This window comes from Telluria aromaticivorans, assembly GCF_013003915.1.
Lineage (GTDB): Bacteria > Pseudomonadota > Gammaproteobacteria > Burkholderiales > Burkholderiaceae_D > Telluria > Telluria aromaticivorans.
In genome coordinates this window covers 114,911-131,023 of the sequence record NZ_JABAIV010000002.1, presented here as the reverse complement: position 1 = coordinate 131,023, position 16,113 = coordinate 114,911, and the positions used below count along the sequence as shown (strand labels likewise).

The window sequence follows — 16,113 nt, the reverse complement described above, 5'->3', positions numbered from 1 at the left end:
TCAGACGGCGGCCTTGGCGCGCGCGATCAGGCCGTTGGTGGAACTGTCGTGGAGTTCGGGCTGCGCATCAAGAGCCAGCTCGGCTTCGATCTTCTTGGCCAGCACCTTGCCCAGTTCAACGCCCCACTGGTCGAAACTGTTGACATCCCAGAGCACGCCCTGCACGAAAGTCTTGTGCTCGTATAGCGCGATCAGGGCGCCCAGCGTCGCGGGCGTGAGCCGCTCCATCAGGATCGTATTGCTCGGGCGGTTGCCAGGGAAGGTCTTGTGCGGCGCCAGGCGCTCGATTTCGCCCAGCGCCAGGCCTTGCTGCTGCAGGTCGACGCGCACTTCGTCGAGGGTCTTGCCCTTCATGAAGGCTTCGGATTGCGCGAAGCAGTTCGCCAGCAGGGCAGTGTGGTGGTTCTGCATTTCATGCGCAGGACGCAGGGCGGCGATGAAGTCGATCGGGGTCAGGTCGGTGCCCTGGTGCAGCAGCTGGAAATAGGCGTGCTGGCCGTTGGTGCCGGGTTCGCCCCAGATCGCCGGGCAGGTCGGGGTGTCGACCGGCTCGCCGTCGCGCGTGACGCGCTTGCCGTTGCTCTCCATGTCGAGCTGCTGCAAATAGGCCGGGAAGCGGTTCAGGTCCTGGTGGTAGGGCGCGATGGTGACCGAGCTGGCGCCGAGGAACTGGCGGTTCCAGAAGCCGACCAGGGCCAGGATCATCGGCAGGTTTTCCTCCACCGGGGCGGTGCGGAAGTGCTCGTCCAGCTCGTGCGCGCCGGCCAGGAAGTCGGTGAAATAACCAAAGCCCACGGCCAGTGCGACCGGCAGGCCGATGGCCGACCAGACCGAATAACGGCCGCCAACCCAGTCCCAGAACGGGAACATGTTGGCCGGGTCGATGCCGAAGGTCTTGATGGCCTCGGTATTCGTCGAGACGGCGACGAAGTGCCTGGCCAGCGCTTCTTCGGGCGCATTCTGCAGGAACCACTTGCGCGCGGTCTGCGCGTTCATCATGGTCTCGGCGGTAGTAAACGTCTTGGAGGCGACGATGAACAGCGTGGTTTCCGGGTCGACATGCATCAGCGCCGCATCCATGTCGTGGCCGTCCACGTTCGACACGAAATGCATCCGCAGGCGCGGATGCGCATAGTGGCGCAGCGCCAGCACCACCATCTTCGGGCCCAGGTCGGAGCCGCCGATGCCGATGTTGACGACATCAAGGATCGGCTTGCCGGTATAACCCAGCCAGTCGCCGCTGCGCACGGCGTCGCTGAACAGCTTGACGCGGTCGAGCACTGCGTGGACGTCGGCGTTCACGTCCTGGCCTTCAACGACGAGTTTCGCGCCACGCGGCGCGCGCAGGGCCGTGTGCAATACGGCGCGGTTCTCGGTGTTGTTGATGCGTTCACCGGCGAACATCGCATCGCGGCGGGCCTCGACGCCGCGCTCGCGCAACAGCGCCGCGAGCAGTTCAAGCGTGCGCCCGTCGAGGCGATTTTTTGAATAGTCTAGGAAGAGTCCTGCGGCCTCGCATGACAAGCGCTCGAAGCGCTGGGGATCGGCGGCGAACAGGCTGCGCATCTCCCAGTCTTCAGCCTCGATGGCGTGGGTTTCAAGGGCCTGGAAGCTGGAGGTAGAGGTCAGGGAAAGCTGGCGCATGGGGTCGGTGTCGATGGCACAATGTTGTCAATAGCAGATTATCGAATAATACAATATGCGTGCGTAAATTCACTACATATAAAGTGGTCGTATTCGCATTGTGTTGTGAGGCTGCCAAGGGCAGCAGCGTAAGGTCAGCCCGAATTCGTAGGGTGGGCGGGTACCCCGCCCGCGCGGTGATAGGTGGATTGTGAGCAGCTGCAAGGGCAGAGTCATCGTGATTTGAACGCGCGGTCGGGAAACCCGACCACCCTACCAGACAACCTCAATAAAACTGTAGTAAAATTTCAGATACCAAATTTAAGAAGGAACGATCATGGCGCTGCACCCCGTAGTCGAACAGGTAACCAAGCGGATCATCCAGCGTAGCCGCCCGTCGCGCGCGGCCTACCTGGCGCATCTCGAAGCGGCCCGGATCCAGGGCGTGCAGCGCGGCGCGCTGTCGTGCACCAACCTGGCGCACGGCTTCGCCGCCTTCCCGGCCAACGACAAGCTGAAGCTGCGCGAGTACAAGCAGCCCTCGGTCGCCATCGTATCCTCCTACAACGACATGCTGTCGGCCCACCAGCCCTTCGAATACTTCCCGAAACTGATCAAGGATGCGGTGCGCGAGATCGGCGCCGTGGCCCAGTTCGCGGGCGGCGTGCCGGCCATGTGCGACGGGGTGACGCAAGGCCAGCCGGGCATGGAGCTGTCGCTGTTCTCGCGCGACACCATCGCCATGTCCACCGCCGTGGCGCTGTCGCATAATATGTTCGACGCCTCGCTCTACCTCGGCATCTGCGACAAGATCGTGCCGGGCCTGTTGATCGGCGCGCTGCACTTCGGCCATATCCCGGGCATTTTTGTTCCGGGCGGCCCGATGACCTCGGGCCTGTCGAACAAGGAAAAGGCGCGCGTGCGCCAGCTCTACGCGCAGGGCAAGGCCACCCGCGAAGAGCTGATGGAATGCGAGGCGCAGTCCTACCACGACGCCGGCACCTGCACCTTCTACGGCACCGCCAACAGCAACCAGATGCTGATGGAGATGATGGGCCTGCACCTGCCGGGCGCCGCCTTCATCACCCCGGGCACGCCGCTGCGCGATGCGCTGACCCGCGCAGCAAGCCACCAGGCGGTTGCGATCTCCCAGCAGGGCAGCAGCTACATGCCGATCGGCCGCATCGTCGACGAAAAAAGCATCGTCAACGCCATCGTCGCGCTGCACGCGACCGGCGGCTCGACCAACCACACGCTGCACCTGGTGGCGATCGCCCGTGCTGCCGGCATCGTGATCGACTGGAACGACTTCGACGAGCTGTCGAAGGTGGTGCCGTCGCTGACCCGCATCTATCCGAACGGCGAAGCCGACGTGAACCACTTCCAGGCCGCCGGCGGCCCGGGCTTCGTGATCCGCGAACTGCTGGACGCCGGCCTGGCGCACGAAGACGTCAACACCATCCTCGGCCACGGCTTGCGCAACCATTGCAAGGAGCCTTTCCTTGGTGAAGACGGCAAGGTCGTGTGGCGCGATGTGCCGCAACAAAGCGGCGACGACAGCGTGCTGCGTGGGGCGGCGAACCCGTTCAGCGACAACGGCGGCATGGTGCTCGTGCAGGGTAACCTGGGCCGCGCGATCATGAAGATCTCGTCGGTGAAGAAGGAATACCACGTGGTCGAGGCGCCCGCGCTGACCTTCGATTCGCAGGAAGATTTCATGCAGGCCTATAAGGACGGCAAGCTCAATCGCGACTTCGTGGCCGTGATCCGCTTCCAGGGCCCGCGCGCCAACGGCATGCCGGAACTGCACGCGCTGACCCCGGCGCTGTCGAACCTGCAGGATGCCGGCTTCAAGGTGGCGATGGTGACCGATGGCCGCATGTCCGGCGCTTCCGGCAAGGTGCCGGCCGCGATCCACGTGTCGCCAGAAATTCTGGCAGGCGGCCCGCTCGGCCTGGTGCGCGACGGCGACCTCATTCGCGTCGACGCCACCACCGGTTCGTTTGCAGCGCTGGTGCCCGACAACGTCTGGGCCTCGCGCAGCATGGCGACCACCGACCTGTCGAAGAGCCACATCGGCATGGGGCGCGAGCTGTTCGCCATGTTCCGCAACGCCAGCACGCCGGCGGAGCAGGGCGCGGCCACCTTCCCGATGCCGTCCCCAATCCCGACTACCGTACCGCTGCACGAAGGCATCAATGCCGATGAAGTCGTGCCAGGTTCCGATGAAGACTTTCTCTTTAGGACGCAGAAATGACCTTACTTGAAATCATGCGCTCGGCGAGCGTCATCCCTGTCATCGCCATCGACGATCCGGAGCACGCCGTACCGCTGGCCAAGGCCCTTGTGGCCGGCGGCATCCGCGTGCTGGAAGTGACGCTGCGCACCAAACACGGCCTGGACGCGATCCGCGCCATGAGCCAGGTCGAAGGCGCCATCGTCGGCGTCGGCACCCTGACCCAGGCGGAAGAATTCGCGCTGTCGCGCGACGCTGGCGCCGTGTTCGGCGTTTCGCCGGGCCTGACCCCGATGCTGATCGAGGCGGCGAAAAAGAGCGGCTTGCCGCTGCTGCCGGGCGTGATGACGCCTTCCGAAGTGATGGCCGCGCGCGAAGCCGGCTTCCGCCAGCTCAAGCTGTTCCCGGCGGTGCCGGCGGGCGGCGTCGGCATGCTCAACGCGATCGGCGGCCCGCTGCCGGACGTGACCTTCTGCCCGACCGGCGGCATCTCGATCGAGACCGCGCCGACCTTCCTGGCCTGTAAGAACGTGGCCTGTGTCGGCGGCTCCTGGCTGACCCCGAAGGACCTGATCGCTGCCGGCGACTGGGCCGGGATCACCGCGCTGGCCAAGGCGGCGGCCGCGCTGCGCGCTGCTTAAGGTTCGCATGAAACGACCGCGATCCCGTCCCCTGACCGAGGCCGAGATCGCGATGGCGTCGCTGCTGTTCCGCGACGCCATCGATTACAGCCGCGTCCGTATCCACGGCCGCCGCTACATGCCCCTGCAGCCGAAGAACTGCTGCATGACGCCCAACGGCAGCATGTACTTCCACCGCTCCTGCTTCCTGCCCGATTACACCCGCGCCGATCCCGGCGCCATCCATTGGTTCATGCATGAGATGGTGCATGTCTGGCAGCATCAGCTGGGGTATCCGGTAAGGCTGCGCGGGGCCGTCCGGATCGGTCTTCATTATGGCTATACCCTGCGCGCAGATGCCGATCTGAGCGACTACAACATGGAAGCGCAAGGTGACCTGCTGGCGGATTACTTTGTGCTCAAGTACTTGAAGAAGCCGCACGCGATGCGCCAGCAGCACTATTGCGACAGCCTGGTCTTGTATGAGCAGGTGTTGGCGTCCTTCCTTGTTGACCCTCGGGACCGGCACAACCTGCATCGCGGGCCGGCACGCTGGCTGGCAAGGCGCGCATGAACGCATACCAGGCAGTTGGCGACTGCTCAGCTCAGCGAAGGCGTGCAGTAGCGAATGCGACGGAAAATCCAGTCCCTGCCACTCCCCAGGTGAGTGCGGCGATCAATTCGAATTGCGTACGCAGTTCAGGATGGATCCAGGCGAATGGCACCAGCACGAGGGCACGCGCCAGGCAAACTGCGGCAATGCCCGCCAATGCCGGGCGCAGCAAAGGCAGCCTTTGGATCAGGCCGAGTGCTGAGCAGGCATAGGCAGCGCACATGCCCATCAGGACTGCAATGCCCGCGGTGCCAGCCGGCGCGAGCCAGGTTCCATCACGGGCAGACGCCACGATCCGCGGCGGCGCACCGAAGAAGGCATACCAGGAGGGCCCGCCCGCGATGCAGGCCAGGTGGATCGCAACGCCCAGCGCGGCGATCACTGCCGCCACGCCGATCCAGAGCCGTGACGCCGGTTTCAGGTGCTTCATGGCCGAGTACCTTTCTTACTCATAGCGCAGGCAGTCCACAGGGAGCAACTTTGACGCCCGCCGTGCCGGGTAGAAGCCAAAGAACACCCCCACCGCCGTCGCAAACCCGCATGCCACCAGCACCCCCTGGAAAGTCAGGTAAACATCGAACTTCCCGGTCGACGTAATCGCCGCCGCCCCACCCATCGCAATCGCCACGCCCACCAGGCCACCAGCCACGCAGATCACCACCGACTCCGCGAGGAACTGCAGCAGCACGGCACTCGGCCGCGCGCCAATCGCCATGCGAATACCAATCTCGCGCGTCCGCTCGGTCACCGACACCAGCATGATGTTCATGATCCCGATTCCGCCCACCAGCAGCGAAATCGCGCCAATGAGCCCGAGCAGCATGGCGACGCCGGCGCTGATCTTGTTGGCCGTCTCCGCGAACGAGGCGATATTCTGTACGCGGAAATCGTCCGGATCGTCGAGGCGGATGCGGTGGCGGTCGCGCAGCGTTTCCTTGATGTCCTCGATCGCGTCGCTCAGCGCGATGTCGGGACGGCCTTGCGTCGCGATGTAGTGCACGTTTTGCGGGAAGGGCGTGCGGATCAGGTTTGCGCTGGCCGCTGTGATCGGCACCAGCACCAGTTCGGCCAGGTCCGAGCCGTCGATCTGCTTGCCTTCGCCGTCAAGCACGCCGATCACCTGGAAGGCGACGTTCTCGATGCGGATGTAGCGCCCGAGCGGATCGGCCTTGTAGAAGAACTGGTCCGCCACTTTCTGGCCGATCACGACCATGCGCGCGGACGCGCGGATGTCGGCTTCGCTGAAGCTGTTGCCCTGGTCGAGCTTCCAGTTGCGGATCTTGAACATGGACGGGGTCACGCCCAGCACCATGCTGTTCGCCGTCTCGTTGCCGGCGCTGAGCTTGAAGTTGCCCTGCAGGGCAGGGGCTGCGGCGACCAGGCTGGACAGCTTGTTGAGCGCGGCGGCGTCGGACAGCGACAGCGAAGGCACGGCGCCGGCACGGGCCCGCTGCGCGGCGGTGCGGTCGCCGCCCGGCATCACATAGAGCATGTTGGTGCCGAGCGCCTGCAGTTCCTTGCCGATGAAGCGCTGCATGCTGTCGCCGATCGCCAGCAGCAGCACCACCGAGGCGATGCCGATGATAATGCCGAGCATGGTCAGGGCAGTGCGCAGGCGGTTGGCCGCCATCGAGCGGAAGGATTCGATCAATACCTGGACGAAGTTCATGCCATCACCTCCGCGTGGACGACGCTTGCTCCGAGGCCCGCGGCCGCCGGCCCGTCGTAGATCACCCGCCCATCCTTGAGGCGCACCAGGCGCCGGCTGTAAGCGGCGACATCCGGCTCGTGGGTGACCAGCACGATGGTGATGCCGCGCTCCTGGTTCAGTTGGCGGAAGCTCGACATGATGTCGTCGCTCGTTTGCGTATCGAGGTTACCGGTGGGTTCATCCGCCAGCAGCATAGGCGGATCGGTGGCGAGGGCGCGGGCGATCGCCACGCGCTGCTGCTGGCCGCCCGAGAGCTGGCTCGGGGTGCGCTTGGCCAGTCCCCCCAATCCGACGCGCTCGAGTTCCTGCACCGCGCGCGCATACGCCTTGCCGCGGCTTACGCCCGCGTAGATGAGCGGCAGCGCCACGTTTTCGGCCACGTTCATCCGCTTGATCAGGTTGAAGCTCTGGAACACGAAGCCGATGCTGCGGTTGCGGATGTCGGCCAGCTGGGCGCGCGACAGCGAACGCGTGTCGACGCCGTCGAGGGAATAGCTGCCGCCGGTGGCCTGGTCGAGGCAGCCGAGGATGTTCATCAGCGTCGATTTGCCCGATCCGGACTGGCCCATGACCGAGACGAAGTCGCCGCGCATCACCTGCATGTCGATCCCGTACAGCACCTGGGTGTCGACGCTGCCGCTGGTATAGGTCTTGGTGACGCCGCGGATTTCGATCAGCGGTGCGCTGGCAGGGTGCGCGATCACAGGTCATCGTCCTGTTTCTGCACCAGCGTGCGCGTGACGATCCGATCGCCCGCCTTCAGGCCACCACCCACCACTTCGGTATAGCGGAAGTTCGACAGGCCGGCGCGGATGTCCACGGGCTGCGGTTCGTTCTTCGCATCGAGGCGGTAGACCTTGAACATGCGCGCGGTCTCGTTCGCGCTGCGGAAAGCGAGATCGTCGTCCTGGACCGATGCCGGCGTCAGGGCCACCGTCTTGACCGCTCCCTTGTTCGTTTCCTTTTCCAGCTTTTTCTGCTTTTCCAGCTCTTCCTCGGGCAGGGTGAAGCGCAGCGCGGTGGTCGGGATGCGCATCACGTTGGCGCGATTGGCGACGACCAGTCGCACCTGGGCGGTCATGCCGGGTTTCAGCATCTCGTCCTTGTTGTCGACATCGAGCACGACGTTGTAGGTGACGACGTTCTGCACCACGTTGGCGGCCAGGCGGAACTGGCGCATGGTCGCGTGGAATTCGCGGTCCGGATAGGCGTCGACCACGAAGCGGGCTGGCAGGCCATCCTTCAGGGCGCCGACGTCGGCTTCCGAGACGCTGGTATCGATCTGCATCTTGGTCAGGTCGCGCGCGATCTGGAACAGGTTCGGCGTGGTAAACGAAGCTGCCACGGTCTGGCCCAGGTCGATGGTGCGCTTGATGATGACGCCGTCGATCGGCGAGCGGATCACGCTGTTGTTCAGGTCCGCCTGGGCGCGCTCGAGCTGGGCCTGGGCCAGCTGGATGTTCGCCTTGGCGACGTCCAGCTCGCGGCGGGTCTGGTCGAGCGCCACGCTGGAGACGAAGCTGCGGCTCACCAGCTGCTCGTTGCGCTGGAAGTTGGCCTGGGCCAGGCGCTGCGATGCCTGGGCGGACGCCAGGCTGGCCTGGGCCTGGCGCACCTGGGCATTGAAGATGGTCGGGTCGAGCTTGAGCAGCACCTGGCCCCGGGTCACGCGGTCGTTGAAGTCCACGTTCAGTTCGACCACGGTGCCCGACACCTGCGAGCCGACGTTCACCAGCGCGACCGGGTTGATGGTGCCGGTGGCGGTCACGGTCTGGTTGATGCTGCCTACGTCCACCGCCGTGAAGCGGTATTTCGGCGGCGGCGCGACCTCTTCTGCCTTCGGGGCCAGCCAGGCGTAAGCCGACCCGGCCACCACGATCAGTCCGGCTGCAATCGCCACGCGTTTTTTCGTCAAGAGTTTCATCAGGGATTCCGTTAAGCCAGCGGGAAAAAATCCAGTTTGATGCAGTGATGCAATCATTGCAATGCGTAGTGCATCGACTGGCAAGCCGGTGGGATGAAACGACGTTTTCGCGGTATGGACGGTACGATCCGCTAAAATGGCGTCTTTCTTCTCTACCCTTAAAAGCATCATGACCCAGGACGAACTCAAGCAAGAAGTAGCCCGCGCCGCCATCCAATATGTCGTGGAAGGCGAGATCATCGGCGTCGGCACCGGCTCGACCGCCAACTTCTTCATCGACGAGCTGGCCAAGATCAAGGACCGCATCCAGGGCGCCGTGGCCTCGTCGGAAGCGACCGCTGCGCGCCTGCGCGGCCATGGTATTCCGGTGTTCGACCTGAACGACGTCACCTCGATGGCGGTCTATATCGACGGTGCGGACGAGATCACCGCCAGCGGCGCCATGATCAAGGGCGGCGGCGCGGCCCTGACACGCGAGAAGATCGTGGCCTCGGTAGCGAAGCGTTTTGTGTGCATCGCCGACGGCTCGAAGCTGGTCGAGACCCTGGGCAAATTCCCGCTGCCGGTCGAAGTCATCCCGATGGCGCGCGCCTCCGTGATGCGCAAGCTGGCGGAACTCGGCGGCGAGCCGCGCCTGCGCACGAAGCCGGGCAGCAGTGACGCCTTCATTACCGACAACGGCGGTGAGCTGATCGACGTAGTCGGCCTGTCGATTGCCGACCCGGTAGCGCTGGAAGAGAGAATCAACCAGATCGTGGGCGTGATTGCCGTCGGCCTGTTCGCTAAAGCCGGCGCCAATGTCTGCCTGCTCGGCACCGCCGAAGGCGTCAAGACCCTGACCTTTTAACTCCTACCCGGAGAACGCACGATGAAGCATGCGCTGCTGGTGGCTGTATCGACGGCCGTGTTGTTGAGCGGCTGTTCCCTGTTCAGGAGCACCATGCCGCCGGCGCCGGTGGCTGTGGCGGCTGCGAGGCCGGCCACGCCTGTGCTGACCGACGGTCATGGTGCGCCCATCGAGCGCGTGCCGTTCCGCACCGGCGTGTCGTCGGCGACTGTCGAAAAGATGGCGAAGGCGCAGGGCTGCACGGGCGGGCAGGGCGCGGGGCTGATGACCGAGGCGGGGCCGGTGGAGGTTTACCGGATGCGCTGCGAAGATGGGGCGATGCGCGGGAAGGTGTTTACGGCGCGTTGCGAGTTGAGGCAGTGCGTGAAGATGTAGGGGATCCGAATTTCCCGCTTTACGTAGGGTGGGCGGCTTCGCCGCCCGCGCGTTCAACCAGCGGTAGCGCGGACGCGCTGTGGATTGCTCAGGGTGACTATCACCGCGTGGGCAGGAAACCTGCCCACCCTACGAAAAACGTCGCCGGAGCGACGTTTTTTGGGCGGCGGCCGGGATTGAGCCGCGTGTGTGGAAACTCAGGCCGTTGGCGGCACGTAACCCACGGCCGCATCGGCGCCGTCACCGAAGAAGTGCTTCTCCATCTGCGTCGCCAGGTATTTGCGGGCGCGGTCATCGGCCAGGTTCAGGCGGTTCTCGTTGATCAGCATGGTCTGGTGCTTGAGCCAGGCCTGCCAGGCTTCTTTCGACACCGACAGGTAGAGCTTCTTGCCCATTTCGCCTGGGACCGGCGGGAAGTCCAGGCCTTCGGCTTCCTTGTTCAGTTTGATGCATTGGACGGTGCGGGCCATCGTGTACTCCTGTTATCGTGTTAAACGCGGTTCAGTGCGAAACCGGCATTATAAGGTTTTGATCAGAACCTGTGACCGGCGCTGCCAGTTGTACATGTGCTGGCGGTCTTTCGGCAGGTCGTCCACCGAGGCCGGGACGAAGCCGCGCTTCTTGAACCAGTGCGAAGTGCGGGTGGTCAGTACGAACAGCTTGGTCAGGCCGGCCGCCCGGGCGCGGTTTTCCATGTGCTTGAGGATGCGTTCGCCGTCGCCCTGGGTTTGCGCCTCGGCGCTCACGGTCAGGCAGGCCATCTCGCCCATCTTCGATTCAGGGAACGGGTAGAGCGCGGCGCAGCCGAAGATCACGCCGTCGTGGTCGATCACCGAGAACTGGTCGATTTCGCGCTCGATCAGCTCGCGGCCGCGGTACACCAGGGTGCCGTCGGCTTCCAGTGGCTCGATGAGCTTGATAATTCCGCCGACGTCCTCAATTGTGGCCTGGCGCAGGCTTTCCAGGTTCTCGTGGCTGATCATGGTGCCGACGCCGTCGTGAGTGAACAGCTCGAGCAGGGCCGAGCCATCCATTTCGAAGGGCACCACGTGCACGCGGTCGACGCCGCTGTTGCAGGCCTTGACGGCGTGCTGCAGGTAGAAGGCGGCGTCCGGCGGCAGGAAACCCGCCTGCAGCACGGCTTCGGCCTGGTGCGAGGACAGTTCGCGGATTTCGGTGCCGGCGGCATCGACCATCATCGGGGTTTCGGTGATGAAGATCAGCTTGTCGGCGTGCAGGGCGATCGCGGTCGATGCGGCCACGTCTTCCATGGTCAGGTTGAAGATCTCGCCCGTTGGCGAGAAGCCTAGCGGCGACAGCAGCACCAGGCTGTCTTCGGTTTGCAAAATGGGGTGGATTTTCTCGGCCGCGATCTTGCGGGTGACGCCGGTGAGTTCGAAGTCGACGCCGTCGATCACGCCAAGCGGGCGCGCAACGACGAAGTTGCCCGATACGATGCTGATCTGGGCGTGCGACATCGGGGTGTTCGGCAAGCCCTGGCTGAAGGCGGCTTCGATGTCGAGGCGCAGTTCGCCGGCGGCTTCCTTCGCGCACTCGAGCGCGGCGGTGTCGGTAATGCGCACGCCGTTATGGAAGCGGCCCTCGACGTTACGCAGGCCGAGCTGTTCGGCTACCTGCGGACGCGAACCGTGCACCAGCACGACGCGGATGCCGAGCGCCACCAGCAGGGACAGGTCTTGCGCCAGCACCGGCAGGGCGCCGGAGGCGACCAGTTCACCCGGGAATGCAACAACGAAGGTCTTGCCGCCAAAGGCGTGAATGTACGGCGCGACAGAGCGCAGCCACTGGACGAATTGGGTAGGATTTTCCATTTGCCGCATTATAATTCGCTGCGCGATGTGCGCACCAAATACCTTGTAAAAACTAATGTCTGAACAGAGTAACAAGCCTTCGCCTCCACCGGCGCGTGCCGCTTCCCAGAATCCTTCCGCTCCAGAGCCGCGCAAGCGCAGCCCTGAGGGTGAACTGCGTGCGCCGATGACGCAGACGCGCGATGGTGAACTGCAGACCAAGAGGCCGCGCAACGAACCGCGCGCACCGCGTGCCGAGGGCGAAGCGCGTCCCGCCCGCCAGCAGGGCCAGCGCCCGCCCGCGCAGCAAGGCGAGCGCAAGCCAAACCCGCCGCAGCCGCAACGCGCGCCGCGCCAGCAGGGCGAACAGCGTACCGAGCCGCGCGGCGAAGCCAAACCGCGTCCCGAAAAAGGCGAGCGTCCCGCGCCCTTCCGCACGCCGCTGCCGCCGATCGTCTATCCCGAAGACCTGCCGGTCTCCGGCCGCCGCGCCGAAATCGCCAAGGCGATCGCAGAGAACCAGGTGGTCATCGTCTCCGGCGAAACCGGCTCCGGCAAGACCACCCAGCTCCCTAAAATCTGCCTGGAGCTGGGCCGCGGCCAGAAAGGCCTGATCGGCCACACCCAGCCGCGCCGGATCGCCGCATCGAGCACGGCCAAGCGCATCGCGCAGGAACTCGGCTCGCCGCTGGGCGAGCACGTGGGCTTCAAGGTGCGCTTTACCGACACGCTGCAGCGCGGCGCCTCGGTCAAGCTGATGACCGACGGTATCCTGCTGGCCGAGACCCAGACCGACCCGCTGCTGCGCAACTACGACACCATCATCATCGATGAAGCGCACGAACGCAGCCTGAACATCGACTTTTTGCTCGGCTACCTGAAGCAGCTGTTGCCGCGCCGGCCGGACCTGAAGATCATCATCACCTCGGCGACCATCGATGCCGACCGCTTCTCGCGCCACTTTGGCACGCCGGGCAAACCCGCGCCCGTCATCGAGGTGTCGGGCCGCCTGTACAAGGTGGAAGTGCGCTACCGCCCGGTCGACCGCGACCCGGTCACGGCCACCAATCCGAAGCCGGGCGAGCCGGCGCCGCAAGGCACGACCAAGGCCCAGGCGGCACGCGACAAGCGCGACCTGATGGAAGCCGTGGTCGACGCGGTCGATGAGCTGTGCCGGATCGGTTCGGGCGACGTGCTGGTGTTCCTGCCGGGTGAACGCGAGATTCGCGATTGCGCCGAGGCGCTGCGCAAGCACCATCCGCCGCACGTCGAGATCTTGCCGCTGTTCGCCCGACTGTCGGTGGAAGACCAGGACCGCGTGTTCAAGACCACCAATGCGCGCCGCGTGGTGCTGGCCACCAACGTGGCCGAGACCTCGCTGACGGTGCCGGGCATCCGCTACGTGGTCGACACGGGCCTGGCGCGCGTAAAGCGCTACAGCTTCCGCAACAAGGTCGAGCAACTGCAGGTCGAGCCGGTGGCGCAATCGTCGGCCAACCAGCGTGCCGGCCGTTGCGGCCGCGTGGCCGACGGCGTTTGCATCCGCCTGTACGAAGAAGACGATTTCAACAAGCGCCCGAAATTCGCCGACCCGGAGATCCTGCGCTCGTCGCTGGCTTCGGTCATCCTGCGCATGAAGTCGCTGCACCTGGCGGACGTCGAGACTTTCCCCTTCATCGAGCCGCCACAGGGCCGCGCGATCGCGGATGGCTACCAGCTGCTGCAGGAAGTCGGCGCGGTCGACGAGCTGAACGACCTGACCCCGCTGGGCATGAAGCTGGCCAAGCTGCCGCTCGACCCGCGTGTGGGCCGCATGATCCTGGCCGCGGTCGACAATGACTGCCTCACCGAGATGCTCATTGTGGCCTCGGCACTGTCGACGCAGGACCCGCGCGACCGCCCGATCGAATACCAGCAGCAGGCCGACGAGAAGCACAAGAAATTCGCCGACGAGAAGTCCGAATTCCTCAGCTACCTGAAGATCTGGGCCTGGTTCGAAGACGCCATCGAGCACAAGAAGACCAACCGCCAGCTGCAGGAAAACTGCCGCGCCAACTTCCTGTCGCAGCTGCGCCTGCGCGAGTGGCGCGACGTGCATTCGCAGCTGCTGACGGTCGCGCGCGAACAGGGCTGGCGCCTGAATACGGCCCCTGCCACCTACGACCAGCTGCACCTGGCGCTGCTCACCGGCCTGCTCGGGAACATCGGCTTCAAGGCCGAGGACGAGCCGGTGTTCCTGGGTGCGCGCGGCATCAAGTTCCATATCTGGCCAGGCTCCTACCTGGCCAAGAAGCCGGGGCGCTGGGTGATGGCGGCCGAGCTGGTCGAGACCACGCGCCTGTATGCGCGCACGATCGCGCAGATCCAGCCCGAGTGGGTGGAGAAGGTGGGCGCGCACCTGCTGAAGAAGTCCTGGGGCGAGCCGCGCTGGGAGAAGCGCCAGGCGCAAGTGACGGCGCTCGAGCGCGCGACGATGTACGGCATCGTCATCTACAACAACCGCCGCATCAACTACAGCCAGTACAACCCGACCCAAGCGCGCGAGATCTTCATTCGCGACGCGCTGGTGGCGGGCGACTACGAGACCCGTGCGCCTTTCTTCGCCCACAACCACAAGCTGGTGAAGGACATCGAGAACCTCGAGCACAAGTCGCGCCGCCTGGACGTGCTGGTGGACGAGCAGCTGATCGCCGCCTTCTACGACAAGGAAATCCCGCAGGCGGTCGTGAATGGCGCCGGTTTCGAGAAGTGGTACAAGGACGCTTCGCGCGAGAACCCCAAGCTGCTCTACCTGATCCGCGAAGAGCTGATGCGGCACGAGGCGGCCGGCGTCACCACCGACCTGTTCCCGAAGACGATGAACGTCACCGGCATCGAGATGGGACTGGGCTACCACTTCGAGCCGGGCAGCCTGCGCGATGGCGTGACCCTCGCCGTGCCGCTGTTTGCGCTCAACCAGATCCCGCACGAGCGGGCGGGCTGGTTGGTGCCGGGCATGCTGAAGGAGAAGGTGCACCTGATGCTGAAATCGCTGCCGCAGAAGCTGCGCCGCCATTGCGTGCCGCTGCCGGATTACGCGGCGCGCTTCGTCGAGCGCATCGACCGCGCGGGTACGTTCGGCCGGGGCGACCTGGTCGACGTCCTGATTGCGGACGTGCGCGAGCAGACTGGGGTCAACGTGCTGACCGGCGACTTCAAGCTGGAGACGCTGCCAGTGCACCTGTCGATGAATTTCAAGGTGATCGACGAGCACGGGCGCCAGCTCGACATGGGCCGCAACCTGGCGACGCTGCAGGCGGAGCTGGGCGGACAGGCGCGCGAGAGCTTCCAGAAGCTGGCGGAGGCTACGCCGTCGGCAGCGCCTGCGCGGCTGCAGCCGGCCGCGGCACCTGCTGCTGCGCCGGTTGCCGCCAAGGGGAAGGGCGGGGCACCCGCCGTCGGTTCGGCCGGCGCCAAGCCGGTTGCCGCTGCGGCTGCACCGGCGGCGCCGGCAGGCGCAAGCCAGCACACCGGCTTGAGCACCTGGAGCTTCGGCCCGCTGCCGGAACTGCTCGAAATCACGCAAGGCAAGCTGACGCTGATCGGCTTCCCTGCGCTGGTGGACAAGACCACGCACTGCGACCTGGAAGTGTTCGACGACCCGAACGTGGCGGCACGCACGCACCGCGTCGGCCTGCGCCGCCTGTTCATGCTGCAACTGAAGGAACAGCTCAAGTTCGCCGAGAAGAACATCCCCGGCCTGCAGAACATGGGCATGCAGTTCATGAGCGTGGGCTCGCAGGAAGACCTGCGCGACCAGATCATCGCCAAGGCGGTCGACATCGCCTGCCTGCAGGATCCATTGCCGACGGATGCAGCCTCGTTCAACAATCGCCGGGACGAAGGCAAGGCCCGCATCGGGCTGTTGATCAACGAGACCGCGCGGCTGGTGGGCTCGGTGCTGGCGGAATTCCACGGCATGCCCAAGCGCATCCAGAGCCTGGCCCCGGCAGTGGCGGCGGACATCCAGGCCCAGCTGCAAGGACTGGTGCACAAGCGCTTCATCGCGGACAACGAGTACAGCCAGCTGTCGCACTTCCCGCGCTACCTGAAGGGGATCAACGTGCGGCTGGAGAAACTGCGCGGCAACCCGTCGCGCGATGCGCAGCTGATGGCGGAATGGCAGACGGCGGCCAGCCAGTTCCAGCGCACGCTCAAGAATCTCTCCAGCAAGAACAACGACCCGCGCATGCTGGAGTTCCGCTGGATGCTGGAGGAGCTGCGGGTGTCGCTGTTCGCGCAGGAGCTGCGCACGCCGATGCCGGTGTCGGCCAAGCGGCTGCAGAAGGTGTGGGAATCGATGATCCGGTGAGC

General features: G+C 65.1%; 13 protein-coding genes. 6 read left to right on the top strand and 7 right to left on the bottom strand.

What is annotated here, in order from left to right; genetic code table 11:
* Entirely contained in the window at positions 1–1,644 is a 1,644-nt protein-coding gene (gene pgi, locus HGB41_RS06035; protein WP_171082249.1) for a glucose-6-phosphate isomerase, read from the bottom strand.
* A 316-nt stretch (positions 1,645–1,960) separates the two neighbouring features.
* On the opposite strand from pgi, the gene edd reads away from it, so the two are divergent.
* The 3 genes from edd to HGB41_RS06020 are packed head-to-tail and all read left to right on the top strand — an operon-like array spanning position 1,961 to position 5,053.
* Entirely contained in the window at positions 1,961–3,880 is a 1,920-nt protein-coding gene (gene edd, locus HGB41_RS06030) for a phosphogluconate dehydratase (protein ID WP_171082247.1), read from the top strand.
* A complete protein-coding gene (gene eda / locus HGB41_RS06025; protein ID WP_171082245.1) occupies positions 3,877–4,500 on the top strand; it encodes a bifunctional 4-hydroxy-2-oxoglutarate aldolase/2-dehydro-3-deoxy-phosphogluconate aldolase in 624 nt (207 codons plus the stop codon). Before edd ends, eda begins: the two co-directional genes overlap by 4 nt.
* A gap of 7 nt (positions 4,501–4,507) precedes the next feature.
* A complete protein-coding gene (locus HGB41_RS06020) occupies positions 4,508–5,053 on the top strand; it encodes a Rhs element Vgr protein (protein WP_212760859.1) in 546 nt (181 codons plus the stop codon).
* Positions 5,054–5,084: 31 nt separating this feature from the next.
* Here HGB41_RS06020 and HGB41_RS06015 read toward each other — a convergent pair whose 3' ends face one another.
* Genes HGB41_RS06015 through HGB41_RS06000 form a run of 4 tightly spaced genes read right to left on the bottom strand, consistent with a single transcriptional unit; the run spans position 5,085 to position 8,727 of the window.
* Positions 5,085–5,522: a hypothetical protein gene (locus HGB41_RS06015; RefSeq protein WP_171082244.1), complete on the bottom strand. Its 438-nt coding sequence runs from the start codon at positions 5,520–5,522 to the stop codon at positions 5,085–5,087.
* A gap of 15 nt (positions 5,523–5,537) precedes the next feature.
* Complete coding sequence (locus tag HGB41_RS06010; protein ID WP_229422837.1) at positions 5,538–6,761, bottom strand: ABC transporter permease; 1,224 nt, start codon at positions 6,759–6,761, stop codon at positions 5,538–5,540.
* Positions 6,758–7,504 carry an ABC transporter ATP-binding protein gene (locus HGB41_RS06005; protein ID WP_371868494.1) on the bottom strand — a complete coding sequence of 249 codons (747 nt, stop codon included), beginning with the start codon at positions 7,502–7,504 and terminating at the stop codon, positions 6,758–6,760. The genes HGB41_RS06010 and HGB41_RS06005 overlap by 4 nt, the downstream gene beginning before the upstream one ends.
* Entirely contained in the window at positions 7,504–8,727 is a 1,224-nt protein-coding gene (locus HGB41_RS06000; protein WP_171082242.1) for an efflux RND transporter periplasmic adaptor subunit, read from the bottom strand. The genes HGB41_RS06005 and HGB41_RS06000 overlap by 1 nt, the downstream gene beginning before the upstream one ends.
* A 169-nt stretch (positions 8,728–8,896) precedes the next feature.
* On the opposite strand from HGB41_RS06000, the gene rpiA reads away from it, so the two are divergent.
* Positions 8,897–9,574 (top strand): ribose-5-phosphate isomerase RpiA, encoded by a 678-nt coding sequence (gene rpiA, locus HGB41_RS05995; RefSeq protein WP_171082240.1) that lies wholly within the window; start codon positions 8,897–8,899, stop codon positions 9,572–9,574.
* Positions 9,575–9,595: 21 nt separating this feature from the next.
* The gene (locus HGB41_RS05990; protein WP_171082238.1) at positions 9,596–9,949 is read left to right on the top strand and encodes a hypothetical protein; all 354 of its coding nucleotides are present in this window, start codon (positions 9,596–9,598) and stop codon (positions 9,947–9,949) included.
* Positions 9,950–10,146: 197 nt separating this feature from the next.
* Here the strand turns inward: HGB41_RS05990 and HGB41_RS05985 are convergent, their stop codons facing one another.
* Complete coding sequence (locus HGB41_RS05985; protein ID WP_091874761.1) at positions 10,147–10,419, bottom strand: oxidative damage protection protein; 273 nt, start codon at positions 10,417–10,419, stop codon at positions 10,147–10,149.
* 48 nt (positions 10,420–10,467) lie between these two features.
* Positions 10,468–11,781, bottom strand: coding sequence for an amino-acid N-acetyltransferase (gene argA, locus HGB41_RS05980; protein WP_171082236.1), 1,314 nt, complete (start codon positions 11,779–11,781; stop codon positions 10,468–10,470).
* A gap of 55 nt (positions 11,782–11,836) precedes the next feature.
* Between argA and hrpA the strand changes: the two genes are divergently transcribed.
* Positions 11,837–16,111: an ATP-dependent RNA helicase HrpA gene (gene hrpA, locus HGB41_RS05975; protein ID WP_229422835.1), complete on the top strand. Its 4,275-nt coding sequence runs from the start codon at positions 11,837–11,839 to the stop codon at positions 16,109–16,111.
* Positions 16,112–16,113 lie beyond the last annotated feature (2 nt).